Raw genomic sequence first — 12,278 nt, 5'->3', positions numbered from 1 at the left:
TAGGGCTTGCTGAAGATCTCAGCAAGCCAATCACTGCAAGGGTTTTGAGCCTTTTTCCAGAAATTAAGTGCAAGGTTTTGACGTTGAAAGGCTCAAAACCCTTGCACTCGATCGCTTGAATCTGGCGATCGAGTGAGAATATTTGCAACAAAACCATTTTTTAGCAAGGAGTTCAGGCTTTAGAACAGCATCAGGGACTAATTCAGCAAGCCCTAATTATAAAGTCGAAGCGGGTGATAGCCTGACGGCACCAGTTATCGCTAATCAACAATCAGCACGAGATGTCTTTGTGAAAGAGTTTCAGAAGCTAAAATCTGAATTTTTGACTGCTCATGGACAAGCTAAGAAGGCTAGTTTAAAAAAGGAGATCGATCGAGTTAAGGAACAGATTGCAATTTTTACTCACGGAAGTAATAAGGTGAATGGGTTTGATTGGGTAGTGGAATTTTCGGTCTTTTTCCATCCCCAAAAATCATCGAGTCAAGAAACTCTAATGCAGGATTAGATGTCAGTAACCCAAAAATGAATTGAGCTTCTGCCTCAGTTTTAAAAGACAAAAAATTTACAGCATCGTCAAATATGACTAATTTCTCATCCAAGGGTTTGACAAGGCAAAAATTTAGTCTTTTATAAAGCCCAGAAATCGCTATTTTCCAGCTCTTAAAAGAATATATTCCAACACCAAAGATCGAATATGGTGGTTTATTTTTATAGATCGAACTTTTTCTGTTTTTTAAATATCCTGCATGTTCGAGTAGATATTGCTATGTTTTAGGAGCGTTGTCTTGAATAGTAGTTGTATCTTCACCAACAGATTTTTGTGCCATCGATACAAGCTTTCGATAATCGAGAACTCGGCTATTGCCAATATCAGAACTTTTTAAAAGAGGATATAGGTAATCTTTCTCTAGCGTATATAGCACTTCCGGCAGCTATGAGGTACAGCCTAGTTATAGATGTGACAATCTATAGTAACAATCATTGCTATATCGTCCAAGTCTCAGATCGAGGGAAAGGTATCGCTCCAGCAGATTTGCCATTACTATTCGATCGGTTTTATCAGGCTCATCAGCAGGGGCAGGGATCTGGATTGGGACTATATTTATCGCGCCAAATTGTTGAAGCTCATGGAGGCAGAATTTGGGCGGATGTGCAAAGGGTTATTGTCTCAAGGGAATTGATGCTGAGAAATTGGTGTTGGCAATTCGATCGATCTCGATGGGTGCCACTTGGTGGGATCGGAATGCTAGCGATCGGATTTATACAGCAATTCACCAAAACGATCGGGCGACGGGATTAGCTAATGAGTTTCAGTTAACTAAGCGGGAGTTAGAAGTTTTGACATTAATTGTTCAGGATAAAACCAATCAACAGATTGCCGAGACGCTATTTATTACTGCTGGAACAGCCCGCGTTCACGTTCATGCTATTTTGCAAAAGTTAGCTGTGAGCGATCGAACTCAGGCAGCGATTATTGCCCTACAACGGAATTTAATATTCGATCGATAGTAATTAACTAGGCTAATCTAGTTAGTGTAGGGTGCGTTACGGCTTACGCCTAACACACCAATGCCCTAATCGGGTGAAATTTGCAGATTGCACCCTTCGATCGACCTATGGAACCAGCTTGCGAGTAAGAGCATTGTCTTGCTGCAACACCTGAACGAGCGACTCCGCCGCAGAAGCTGGGACTAAATTGAGTTGTAGCGAGCCGCTAGCCGTCACTGCTGAATTGTTCGCTTTAGTAACGTTAATCTGCCCGATTCTCTGAAGGAGAGGCTGCACTAACGATTTGGCATAAGCAGCACTGAGATAAGTTTTATACTCACTCCGATTGGCTAAATGGGTTTGAAAAAAAGCCGTACTGAGTGCCTGAGCATAGAGCTTTGCCTGTGCTGGATCTGGGCCGATGAGACTATCGGAAATTGGCACAACACTATCGCTATTGGAGATAGTTTGAGTCGAAAAGTGCGTTCCCTTGTCTAAAATAGCCAGATACTTATCGGGTGTTTGCAACCAGGTAAACGGATAAATTTGTTCTGGTACAGCAGGGGTAACAATATCATCGCTACCACCCATCAAGAAAACGGGTAAGCGAATTTGACTCATGCCTTGCTGACCAAAAATCGTACTATTCAGAGGACTGATTGCAAAGATCGCTTTGACGCGGGGGTCTTTGAGGGCATAGCGTTGGGGTTTTAGTTCCTTGGCACGGCATTGGAGCAGGAGGGATAGATTCACAGAGCGATTAGGATTGCAATCACGCTCGATCCGATCGAAATTGAGTTGAGCACCAGCCAAAGCTAGCACTGTATAACCACCGAGCGAGTGTCCGACTAGTCCCACCTGCTGGACATCAATTTGGCTGAGGGTAGGATCGGATTGTGCCCGACGTTGCAACTCGTCCAACAGAAAAGATATGTCGCGGGGACGTTCGAGCAATTCAGTTGCCTTTGGAGCTGGAGCCAGCCCTGAAAAATACTTCCGAAAGCGATTGGCATCCCCGCCGACATGTTCTAGAGTAGCAACTGCAAACCCATGAGAAGCTAGATGTTGGGCTAAATAAGCATAAGTAGTGCGATCTTCGGCGACACCGTGAGAGATAACGATAACTGGTACCGGATTGGAAGTTGCTTGGGGTAGATAGAGATCCCCTGGTACCATCCGTTGGCGCAATCGATCCAGCCACTCAAATTGGCGTTTTTGCCAGCGGAATGTCCCCGCACGGCGGAGATCTAGTCGGTTGGAAAAGTCAGTAGTGGAAGTTGCCGCTTCAGCATCGGCAATCTGATTGAATGCGAGGATCGTACTATCTCGGCGTCTGAGCAATTCTGTCAGATTGCCATAGATGGTAAATACTTCAGCTAGATTGAGATTAATTTGGCGACCGGGAAACCGCCGCAAGACATTAATCGCGGTTAATCCTTGTTTTTTGTCTCCAGCAGCCCGAATCAGTGCCAATCGTAGGGATTTCATCCCATTCCGTCGCCCATCTGTCTGAATCGACTCGCCAACCCGTTCCAAGAGCTTTTCTGTCAGCGGTGCAGAAGTAAACTGCGACACATATTCGGTGCTCACTTCAAATCTCTGCCGCAATGACTGTCGAAACTGTTGCAGTTGTGCGGGTGGAGTTTGTTTGGCTAAATCGGCATACTCCGCCGGAATTTTACCCTCCTGGGCAAATGCTTCGAGATCTCGCACCGAGACTGAGAAGTCTTTAAATGGAGCGAAATATCCGGTAATTCGCTCGGCAGTGCGTCCGGGTAAAGGGACGGAGAGAGTAACGATCGCGATTGTCAAGGCTTCGATCCCGAGAAATTTAGTGAAACGACGCAGCATAAAATTGGCTGAGGATGGATTTAAATCGATATAAATCGGTTTTAACACAGGTCGATCTGGCTCGATAAGACTAAATCGGATGATTGTTGGAGATCGCCATCCAAAAATTTGAAAATTCGGCACCAAAGCCGCTGCTTTGGTTACGAATCCTTGGGTTCATAAATATTTGACATCTAGTTTGAAGCTCCTTATCTTGGGGAGTAACGGTTGCATAGTTGTCAACCGCATAAATCAATAGCTTTAGAGGTGCGCTGATGGTGTCCGATTCGATCCGTAAAGTGGCGATTGTTGGCGGGACGCATGGTAATGAGTTGACTGGTGTATATCTGGTGCAAAAATTCGATCGGTTCCCAGAGCTGCTGCATCGTCTCAGTTTTGAGTGTGTGACTCTACTCGCCAACCCTCAAGCAGTTGTCGCAAATCGACGTTATATCGATCGCGATCTCAACCGCAGTTTCAATAATGAAGATTTGATTAATCTAGAGTTGGCTGGATATGAAGCCAACCGTGCCAAGGAAATCGCCGCACAACTAGCTGATGTGGATTTGATTATCGATCTGCATAGCTCTACTGCAAATATGGGGCTGACAATTTTACCATCGAGCCGAGATCCCTTTAATTTGCGACTGGCTGCCTATTTGAGCGGACTCCATCCCGATGTCAGAGTTTGTTATGGCATCAAGTGCAATTCAGACACTCCGATGCTGCGATCGCTTGCTCGATTAGGCTGCACGATCGAAGTCGGGGCGGTCGCTCAGGGTGTGCTAAATGCCGATCTGTTCCAAAAAACCGAAATGCTGGTTCAGGCGATTTTGGACTACATAGAAGCGGCAAATCAAGGCAACCCGCTACCCGTTTTATCAAGCATGACTGGATATCAATCGATCTCATCCGTAGATTATCCCCGCAATTCATCAGGCGAAATCCAAGCGATGATTCACCCCGAACTCCAGTTTAGAGACTATCAGCCATTGCATCCTGGCGATCCGATGTTTTTGACATTTACTGGTGAGGTGATTCCCTATGATGGCAAATCGACAGTTTTCCCGATCTTTATTAATGAAGCTGCTTATTATGAAAAAGGTATTGCTATGACTTTAACCGAACGATTACCATGACTGTGAGTTTGACAAAGTACCAAAGAATCTATGATGTAGTCAAGCAAATTCCGATCGGTACAGTCCTTACCTATGGGCAAGTTGCCCAGTTAGCTGGTTTGGATGGCAAAGCGAGATTGGTAGGTTACGCTCTATTTCGGGTAGAAATCGAAACCGATATTCCGTGGCAAAGAGTAGTAAATGCCAAGGGCGAAATTTCATACTCCATCGCCCGCTGTGGTGGTGACTATTTACAGAAAACCCTCCTAGAGCAAGAGGGAATAGAATTCAACCAGGGCAATCGCATCGATCTTAAAAAGTATCGATGGCAACCACCATTCGGTTGGTTCCATGAGTAGGATGTTAAATTAATTGATAATTGCGGATGATGAGATCGCGCAGAGGATACCTGGCGCATGTGGGGGATTTCAACCCCGAAGCCATAGCTTCTGTTCTTCGTTAACATCTATATCGATCGAATCCAGACATGATAAAACTCACTCAAATTTTACTAACAACTGGAGTGTTCGCCACGATCGCAGCTTCAACTATCGCTGAAGCTGGTGGATTGATTTTAGGCTCTTATAAAAGTAGTGGATACACTCTCGATCTCGAATCGAGAGGTGATTATTATAGCTGCAATCCTCAAAATCGCTGTCTGAGGATCGCCCACACCAAATCGAGTCAGCAGAGCAATACTCGCATCTGGAAGAATGCTGGTTATACTTATCGGGTAACTCCAGTGGGAAAACAACTATCAAAAGGTAAGCAGACAAGAATATCTGTGCAGATTATTGATTCCAAAGATCGAGTTGTATCAAATCGAATCTTCAGATCTCAGTGACATTCAACCACTCTAATCTAGCTAAATTCAGCCAATTCCAACCAACGTTCGGTAGTAGTATCGAGGGTTTGATTAATTTGTTCGAGTTGGGTGTTTAGTGCTTGAAGTTGACCATAATCTGCTTTCGGGGAATGCGATAATTGGTGTGCGAGTTTGACTTTATCGGCTTCTAGTTTAGCGATTTGGGCTTCGAGTTTGGTAAATTCACGCTGTTCCCAAGTAGATAAGCTGCGTTTCTGAGTGTCGGGTTTGGGTGGTTCTGGTGGTAGTGTTGCAACTACTTTTTTGGCAGACTGATTTTTTGCGGCTAATTTTTCAGCATTAGCTTCAGCTTGTTTATAATCGAGATAGACGGAATAGTTGCCAGGATATTCACGAATTTTGCCTTCGGCTTCGATCGAGAATATTTTCTCAACGGTACGATCGAGAAAGTAGCGATCGTGCGAAACTACAATTACACAACCGTTAAATTCGGATAGATATTCTTCCAACACGCCGAGGGTTTGCACATCGAGATCGTTTGTCGGCTCGTCGAGGATCAATACGTTGGGCATACTCATCAGTACGCGTAACAGAAATAACCGTCGTTTTTCACCACCAGAGAGTTTACTAATCGGCGTGTATTGTTGGTTGGGTGTAAATAGAAACCGCTCCAACATTTGGGACGCACTAATTTGGCTACCATCGGCAACTTTGACATATTCACCGACTTCTTTGATATAGTCGATCGCGCGGAGTTGTTCGGTACCCGCTTCTTGCAAATCTTCGGAATGTTGATCGAAGTAGCCAATATGAATTGTGGCACCGATATCAACACTACCTTTATCAGGTGCCAATCTGCCCGTACAGATGTCCATCAGCGTCGATTTACCCGCTCCATTTTCACCGATGATCCCGATTCGATCCTCCGGCGAAAATTCATAGGTAAAATCAGATATTAACTGGCGATCGCCATAGCTTTTAGATACGCCCTCGATTTCAATGACTTTCTTACCAATTCGCCGTGTCGGGGTAGAGATATCTACTCGTCCAGTTGTCTGTTTAAATTCTTTTTCTTTGAGATCTTCCGCCCGTCCGATTCGCGCTTTCTGTTTGGTACTACGAGCTTTTGCTCCACGTTGCAACCAAGCTAATTCTCGCCGCAGTAAGCCTGCATGTTTGCGCTGGGTGCCAACCATCGACTCTTCAGCCAAGGCTTTTTTCTCTAGATAATAAGTATAGTTACCACTGTAAGTAAAAATATCACCTCGATCGATCTCAATGATCCGATTAGTTACCTTATCCAAGAAATAGCGATCGTGCGTAATCAATAAGATCGCGCCCCGATACCGACTGAGATACTCCTGCAACCACTCTACTGATAACGCATCTAGATGGTTGGTTGGCTCATCCATCAATAAAGCATCTGGCTCCGACAATAACGCTGCCGCTAGGGCAATTCGTTTGCGATATCCACCAGACAAATCGCCAACTTTCGCCTCAAAATCATGAATTCCCAACTTAGTCAGAATAATCTTGGACTTAGTTTCCAAATCCCAAGCATTCACTGCATCCATCCGCTGCATCACAATGGATAGTTTATTCAATAATTCCGTGGAATCATCATCTCCAATGTGAGCTAATTTTTCAGATATTTCTTCATAGTCGCGGACTAGTTGCATTTGTTCGCCACTGTTGGCAAATACTTGTTCTAGTACCGTATGGTTGGGGTCCATCTCTGGTTGCTGAGGGAGATAGATCGTCGTCACACCAGGATTGAGTAAAATCTGTCCGCCATCGATCGGTTCTAAGCCTGCAATCATCTTGAGTAAAGTTGATTTGCCAGAGCCATTCATACCGATCAAACCAACTTTGTCCGTCGCATCTAAGCTAAACGATCCATCTTTGAGAATCTCTTTGATTCCAAAGTCTTTTTTAACTGATTGCAACGTAAAAATAGTCATGGAGTTGGGATGTGGGTTTTAGGTTGCTGCGATCGACTCAATAGATTCCCCATTTAGCTCCAGCGGATGTATGCCGCGAACTGTGTGGGGTTAGTTATCATTGTATGTCGATCGAGACTATTGATGTTAGGTTTTGCCCGATGTTACCCAATTTACACGATACTTTACCCGTTGGCGTACTCAGCGCAAAGCGCAGGCTTGGCTCACCACAAGTAGCCGCTGCTGGAGAATCTATTTTAGTATTGGTACAATATACTCAGTCCTTGCCATTGCAGGAGTGCCGCTTCGATGACTTTATCACCAGTAGTAGTAACGCAGCCTCGATTTGAATCTTTTGAGGACTATTTAGCCTATACAGATGACAACAATCGACTATATGAATTATTCAATGGGGAATTAATTTTAGTGCCGCCAGAATCAGGATTTAATATCGGAATTGCGACTAACCTGCTCATATATTTTGCACAGATGTTCGGTCATTTACGAGTGCGGGGACATGGGCTAGAGTTGGAAGTAAATGGAGAACCCCGCAATCGTTATCCTGACTTGACGATTATTAAAACAGAACACATCGAACAATTACGTCTACGCAATATAGTCAGATTGCAGATGGCACCGCCAGATTTAGTTGTAGAAGTTGTCAGTCCTGGTGATTTGCAGCGAGACAGAGATTATATTGCCAAACGAATGCAATACCAAGATCGAGATACTCCGATCTATTGGATTGTCGATCCACACGTTCGAGAAATTATGGTTTTAACATTGATACCAGCAGGATATCGAGAGCAAATCTATCGGGGTAATGATAAATTACAATTTCAAGATAGGCTGATAAATTTAACCGCCGATGAGATTCTCTCTGCTGGTTGTTGATAACTTAATTAATAAAATTTAAGTTGTTGATGGCATTACATAGCAATCCTAAATGAGAAGATAAGGTGATGTAGGGTATGTTGGGCTGCTGCCGTAACGCTCGATATTACCTATCAAGCAATAAGTCTGATTATGAAACGATTACAAGATACTCACGGTAGCAATATTTTAGAGAATATTATAACTTCAGGAATTCCTAAAGATCTTGAATCTGCGGAAGCTCTTGCTAATCGAAAAGACGATCGTACTCGCAAAGAATTTGAAAAATGGGCTGTCCCCACCTATTCCAAAAATCGCGCTGCAATCAATCAGAAAAAGGGTGCAGATCGGGGCATTGATGGACAAGGATTTTTTCCTATTGACAACAAGAATCACGGATAAATTATCTTACAAGTAAAATCTGGTAATATTGGCGCGAAAGATATTCGAGATCTGCTAGGTACGATGACTCGCGATCGGGCTGAGTTAGGAATTTTCATTACCCTAAAAGCACCAATAAAACCAATGCTCCAAGAAGCTAAAGTATATGGAGCGTATCACTTCGATCTATTCGATCGAGCTATCCCCAAAATTCAAATAGTAACGACCGAGAGTATTTTGGATGGTTCGGCGAGACTAGATGTGCTGATGGTTTCTGATGTTCTGAAGTCTGCTAACCGTCGCCAGAACGATGATGGAAAACAGATCGAGTTGGAACTAATATCAGGCTAATTTGAAAATTTAATACTCGATCCTGCGCTCTCGATCGATTCAATAACACTCAAACTCCTAATGATAGTTTCTGATAATTTCAGATAGAATATAGATCCACTCGTAAATCGGATCTCTAACGTTCTTATGGTAGCCTCAACTTACAAGATTTTATTAAAACAAACTGCCGACGGACAATCTTCCGCTACTGTATTAGAACTTCCCGATTGCCACGTTATCGCTATTACCCCCCAAGCAGCCATTAGCCAAGTTCAAGCGCGCCTCATTGTTTCCATCAACTATCTCAAGCAAATTATCTATTTCAAGTATTTTCTAACTCACGCTGAGTACGATAAGGATAACTGGAAAAATGACCCTTACTTTTAATCGCGAAAACTACGCAAATCTTTTGGTCGAAGTCCTACCCCAACCGATCGAGACAGAAGCGGAATATCAACGGGTACTAGCAATTATTGAATTGTTGATGAATAAAGAGTCGAGTGGCTTAGAAGAAAATCGGCTGCTCGATCTATTTGTAATCTTGGTCGAGAAATTCGAGTTAGAACATTATCCATCCCAAAACTTATCAACTCCTCACAGCCGATTGTTGCATTTGATGGAAGCCAATAATCTTCAGCCAGCAGATTTGATTGGTGTGTTTGGCTCTCAAGATCTTGTGGTTGAGGTCATGGATGGAAGACGATCGATCGATAAAACTCATGCTGAGAAATTAAGCGATCGATTTAATCTTCCTTCATCACTATTTGTGGTTTAAGTAGGTGGGTGCAATTATTTATAGCATTATAAAAGCCCGAAACCTAGCTGGTGGTAACTGCCAATCCTCATAACACCTAAAACCTAATGCCTAATGCCTATCCCCTAATTTATGGAACTTGCAAACTAATCCAACCCTGCTCTGGGATGTGCTGACGATAACGACCGCAATCAGAGAATACCAGTGCCATTTGTAGCCCATAATCGGGTTCTAGATTGAGATCTGCCCAAGGTACGGCGATTTCTAGACACTTATCCCAGGCGACAATCGCATTGCTCGATCGCGCCTCCCACCGATCGTAATCCATTGCTTCTTGCAGCCAAGTATACTTAGTTGTCAGATCGATCAGCAAGCGATGGTGGAACCGATAATTAGTCGGTGCTTTGCGGGGTAATTCTGCCAATGGAATCGGGCTATTGTGCATCGTTTCCTTGGGATAGTACCAAGCCAAGTTCAACTCATTGGGGATCTCTACTCCTGGTTTGACACCAGCTCTAAAGTCCATCCGCAGGTAGAAATTGACGTGATCCGCTCCATAGTACACCCGCTGAATCGGACTACTTTGGTGCATCGTACCGCTGGCACCGCCGATTTCCAATCGTCCCGCAAAATTCCAATCTTGCTCGTCCCCACGTCCATCGATTTTGGGGTTGATAAAACCCTCTGGACGGTAGGTAGTCTTGCGTTCGTGGGACTCTACGGCGAGACTCAATTGAGCTGGTACAGGCTCATTTAAAGCCTGATAGAGAGCGATCAGATGTTCGCGGAAGAGTTGGTCGAACATCGCATCTTGGTTGGAGGAGTGTCCCTCGCCAAACCACCAGAACCAATCCGAACCTTCGGCTGCATATAGAGCTTCCCACGCTGCGGGATTAGTCGTTTCGGTAGCTTCAGGATGATTGGCGAGGACTTGTCTGGCGGTGGTGAGCAGATCCCAAGCCCGATTTTTAGCAGGATCGCCAATCCAGGTAGTCAAGCTACCATCTACCCACGAACCTGTATGGAGTGAGGGAGCAGGGAAACTGGCTGTGGCGGGAAATTCGTCGAGAAATTCGGAGACAGTGACGAGTTTGATCGTCTCATCGTCGCTGAGAGTCTGGTAGAGGTGTTCGAGGAAGGGTTTACCATCGAGGTGATAGTGTTCCCAACAGTTTTCGCCATCGAGTGCGATCGTGACTAGCCAAGGTTGTTCGAGACTAGTACCATCATGTCCTTCTTTGGCAATCAGCGATCGCGAAATCGCATGTAAATGTCCGACTAAATCTGCCGACGCGGTTTCGGCTGGCATCCCACTATATGTAAATCCAATTAAATCCGATAATCGGCGATCGCGGAAGACCATTGACAAGTCGCCGTCGGGCGTACTTACCTTGTAGGGGCGATATAGTGCCTGAGGTTCGAGCACATTACCCGCACCGTCGCGATGAAAATAGTGACCGAGGGTGCTACCCAAAATTGTCTCATCCGTACACAGCCATTTAAAACCCTGCTGGGCAACATAAGGTAACATCTCTGGACTTACCGCCTGTTCTGACGGCCACAAGCCCCGTGGCGCACAGCCAAAGCGATCCTTATACATCTCCCAAGCCTTGCTCAGATGGCGCGGAATATCTTCTGCCCAGCAAAATCGCTGCTCTGGTAGAGTCATGTTGGGAATGGCGACTCGTCCCACATTGGTATCGGCGAGCAGGGGTAAAATCGGGTGCGTGTAAGGTGTAGTCGTCACCTCTAATTGTCCCGATTCCTGCATCTTCCGATGTTGGGGGACGATTCGCCGCAAGATCTCCCGCTGCTTGGAATAAATCCGCTGTCTGTCGCTGAGACTAAAATCTCGATCCTGTTTGAGCCAGTGCGCGATCTCTGGATCTTCCCAGAACAGGGGATCGAACCAAGCGAGATTGTGCCATGCTAATAAATCGCTATAATCTCGATCGACCCATTGCTCGAAACACCAGGGTTCGCCGCGTTCTTGGCGTTGGTGGTATAGTTCGCTGTACCGAGGATGAGGATCGATCAGCGTGTGATGATTGGCATCAAAAAAGTGTCGAATAATGAACTGTTTCTGTGCGGCTTGCAGTTGCTCGACGGGCATCAATGCCAGCTCTAGATAGGGATCGAAGGCTGTCCCCGCAATATAATCCTCCAACTGCAAAATCAGCGATGGCACCAAATTGACCGTCTGATGCAGTTTGGGATATTTTTCGAGTAATAAAATCAGATCTAGATAATCCTTCGTACCATGCAACCGCACCCACGGTAATCGGTACTTACCATCGCGGTACTTATACAGAGGTTGATGCTGATGCCAAATAAAGGCGACGTGGAGAGGATGCGGCATAGATGAGTTATAAATTCATGATTAATTAAAGCACATACTAATCGATTCGCTGCGGCAGATGCTGCGAGTAACGGCGATTCTCTTGCACAGAGGGTACGCTAACGACTAGATTGTCAAATTTTGACCGATCGTTTGCGATCTTAACTCACTTTTTTTGGTGAAAACACGCTTTGAGCAAAATTTGACTGGGGATCGCGCTATTGGTTCACAACACTTAACTAGGGGTTAGGCTTTAGGCTCTGATTGACGGACAAAAGTTTTTTTAAGCCCAGACATGTGTGTGCGCCTTAAATTCAATTCGGTATTTTTTTTGCAGATATTGTGAATGAGAAGCCTTGACGGGATCTCGGTCAATATTAGTAGTAAAAGAGACAGAACA

Annotated in this window: 13 protein-coding genes and 2 pseudogenes; 12 read left to right on the top strand and 3 right to left on the bottom strand. The window is 44.8% G+C overall.

Annotated features, from left to right (window positions below; translation table 11 throughout):
- Nucleotides 1–142: 142 nt before the first annotated feature.
- The 3 genes and pseudogenes from ACEW9J_RS09055 to ACEW9J_RS09045 form a co-directional block, all read left to right on the top strand.
- Nucleotides 143–505 (top strand): hypothetical protein, encoded by a 363-nt coding sequence (locus ACEW9J_RS09055; protein ID WP_373544805.1) that lies wholly within the window; start codon nucleotides 143–145, stop codon nucleotides 503–505.
- A gap of 429 nt (nucleotides 506–934) precedes the next feature.
- Nucleotides 935–1,087, top strand: a pseudogene (locus ACEW9J_RS09050) (ATP-binding protein); the annotation flags it as partial.
- A gap of 65 nt (nucleotides 1,088–1,152) precedes the next feature.
- Nucleotides 1,153–1,509, top strand: a pseudogene (locus tag ACEW9J_RS09045) (LuxR C-terminal-related transcriptional regulator); the annotation flags it as partial.
- A 105-nt stretch (nucleotides 1,510–1,614) separates the two neighbouring features.
- On the opposite strand, the gene ACEW9J_RS09040 reads toward ACEW9J_RS09045, so the two are convergent.
- Nucleotides 1,615–3,339, bottom strand: coding sequence for an alpha/beta hydrolase (locus ACEW9J_RS09040; RefSeq protein ID WP_373544804.1), 1,725 nt, complete (start codon nucleotides 3,337–3,339; stop codon nucleotides 1,615–1,617).
- A gap of 254 nt (nucleotides 3,340–3,593) precedes the next feature.
- Between ACEW9J_RS09040 and ACEW9J_RS09035 the strand changes: the two genes are divergently transcribed.
- From ACEW9J_RS09035 to ACEW9J_RS09025, 3 genes are all read left to right on the top strand, one after another.
- Nucleotides 3,594–4,457, top strand: a complete 864-nt coding sequence (locus ACEW9J_RS09035) for an aspartoacylase (protein WP_373544803.1) — start codon at nucleotides 3,594–3,596, stop codon at nucleotides 4,455–4,457.
- Between the two features lie 8 nt (nucleotides 4,458–4,465).
- Complete coding sequence (locus ACEW9J_RS09030; RefSeq protein WP_373544806.1) at nucleotides 4,466–4,795, top strand: MGMT family protein; 330 nt, start codon at nucleotides 4,466–4,468, stop codon at nucleotides 4,793–4,795.
- Nucleotides 4,796–4,923: 128 nt separating this feature from the next.
- Nucleotides 4,924–5,280: a hypothetical protein gene (locus tag ACEW9J_RS09025; protein ID WP_373544802.1), complete on the top strand. Its 357-nt coding sequence runs from the start codon at nucleotides 4,924–4,926 to the stop codon at nucleotides 5,278–5,280.
- A gap of 17 nt (nucleotides 5,281–5,297) precedes the next feature.
- Here the strand turns inward: ACEW9J_RS09025 and ACEW9J_RS09020 are convergent, their stop codons facing one another.
- Complete coding sequence (locus ACEW9J_RS09020) at nucleotides 5,298–7,223, bottom strand: ABC-F family ATP-binding cassette domain-containing protein (RefSeq protein WP_373544801.1); 1,926 nt, start codon at nucleotides 7,221–7,223, stop codon at nucleotides 5,298–5,300.
- 104 nt (nucleotides 7,224–7,327) lie between these two features.
- Here ACEW9J_RS09020 and ACEW9J_RS09015 point away from each other — a divergent pair, with 104 nt between their 5' ends.
- The 6 genes from ACEW9J_RS09015 to ACEW9J_RS08990 all read left to right on the top strand — a co-directional run bounded on the left by ACEW9J_RS09015 (nucleotide 7,328) and on the right by ACEW9J_RS08990 (nucleotide 9,561).
- Nucleotides 7,328–7,552, top strand: a complete 225-nt coding sequence (locus tag ACEW9J_RS09015) for a hypothetical protein (RefSeq protein WP_373544800.1) — start codon at nucleotides 7,328–7,330, stop codon at nucleotides 7,550–7,552.
- The gene (locus tag ACEW9J_RS09010) at nucleotides 7,512–8,096 is read left to right on the top strand and encodes a Uma2 family endonuclease (RefSeq protein ID WP_373544799.1); all 585 of its coding nucleotides are present in this window, start codon (nucleotides 7,512–7,514) and stop codon (nucleotides 8,094–8,096) included. Before ACEW9J_RS09015 ends, ACEW9J_RS09010 begins: the two co-directional genes overlap by 41 nt.
- A 132-nt stretch (nucleotides 8,097–8,228) precedes the next feature.
- The gene (locus ACEW9J_RS09005; RefSeq protein WP_373544798.1) at nucleotides 8,229–8,477 is read left to right on the top strand and encodes a hypothetical protein; all 249 of its coding nucleotides are present in this window, start codon (nucleotides 8,229–8,231) and stop codon (nucleotides 8,475–8,477) included.
- Nucleotides 8,478–8,540: 63 nt separating this feature from the next.
- Nucleotides 8,541–8,807: a hypothetical protein gene (locus ACEW9J_RS09000; protein ID WP_373544797.1), complete on the top strand. Its 267-nt coding sequence runs from the start codon at nucleotides 8,541–8,543 to the stop codon at nucleotides 8,805–8,807.
- A gap of 126 nt (nucleotides 8,808–8,933) precedes the next feature.
- Nucleotides 8,934–9,173 (top strand): type II toxin-antitoxin system HigB family toxin, encoded by a 240-nt coding sequence (locus ACEW9J_RS08995; RefSeq protein WP_373544796.1) that lies wholly within the window; start codon nucleotides 8,934–8,936, stop codon nucleotides 9,171–9,173.
- A complete protein-coding gene (locus ACEW9J_RS08990) occupies nucleotides 9,157–9,561 on the top strand; it encodes a type II toxin-antitoxin system HigA family antitoxin (protein WP_373544795.1) in 405 nt (134 codons plus the stop codon). The genes ACEW9J_RS08995 and ACEW9J_RS08990 overlap by 17 nt, the downstream gene beginning before the upstream one ends.
- A gap of 109 nt (nucleotides 9,562–9,670) precedes the next feature.
- On the opposite strand, the gene ACEW9J_RS08985 is transcribed toward ACEW9J_RS08990, so the two are convergent.
- Entirely contained in the window at nucleotides 9,671–11,899 is a 2,229-nt protein-coding gene (locus ACEW9J_RS08985; protein ID WP_373544794.1) for a glycoside hydrolase, read from the bottom strand.
- Between the last annotated feature and the right edge of the window lie 379 nt (nucleotides 11,900–12,278).

The organism is Chamaesiphon sp. (assembly GCF_041737865.1).
In the GTDB taxonomy this organism is placed as follows: domain Bacteria; phylum Cyanobacteriota; class Cyanobacteriia; order Cyanobacteriales; family Chamaesiphonaceae; genus Chamaesiphon.
This window is presented reverse-complemented; position numbering and strand designations above follow the sequence as displayed.

What these genes read in the sequence shown, in the direction of transcription:
- ACEW9J_RS08990 (WP_373544795.1), top strand. Translation starts at nt 9,157, where the DNA reads ATGACCCTTACTTTTAATCGCGAAAACTACGCAAATCTTTTGGTCGAA.
- ACEW9J_RS08985 (WP_373544794.1), bottom strand. Translation starts at nt 11,899, where the DNA reads ATGCCGCATCCTCTCCACGTCGCCTTTATTTGGCATCAGCATCAACCT.
- ACEW9J_RS09005 (WP_373544798.1), top strand. Translation starts at nt 8,229, where the DNA reads ATGAAACGATTACAAGATACTCACGGTAGCAATATTTTAGAGAATATT.
- ACEW9J_RS09000 (WP_373544797.1), top strand. Translation starts at nt 8,541, where the DNA reads ATGACTCGCGATCGGGCTGAGTTAGGAATTTTCATTACCCTAAAAGCA.
- ACEW9J_RS08995 (WP_373544796.1), top strand. Translation starts at nt 8,934, where the DNA reads ATGGTAGCCTCAACTTACAAGATTTTATTAAAACAAACTGCCGACGGA.
- ACEW9J_RS09025 (WP_373544802.1), top strand. Translation starts at nt 4,924, where the DNA reads ATGATAAAACTCACTCAAATTTTACTAACAACTGGAGTGTTCGCCACG.
- ACEW9J_RS09010 (WP_373544799.1), top strand. Translation starts at nt 7,512, where the DNA reads ATGACTTTATCACCAGTAGTAGTAACGCAGCCTCGATTTGAATCTTTT.
- ACEW9J_RS09020 (WP_373544801.1), bottom strand. Translation starts at nt 7,223, where the DNA reads ATGACTATTTTTACGTTGCAATCAGTTAAAAAAGACTTTGGAATCAAA.
- ACEW9J_RS09035 (WP_373544803.1), top strand. Translation starts at nt 3,594, where the DNA reads ATGGTGTCCGATTCGATCCGTAAAGTGGCGATTGTTGGCGGGACGCAT.
- ACEW9J_RS09015 (WP_373544800.1), top strand. Translation starts at nt 7,328, where the DNA reads ATGTCGATCGAGACTATTGATGTTAGGTTTTGCCCGATGTTACCCAAT.
- ACEW9J_RS09040 (WP_373544804.1), bottom strand. Translation starts at nt 3,339, where the DNA reads ATGCTGCGTCGTTTCACTAAATTTCTCGGGATCGAAGCCTTGACAATC.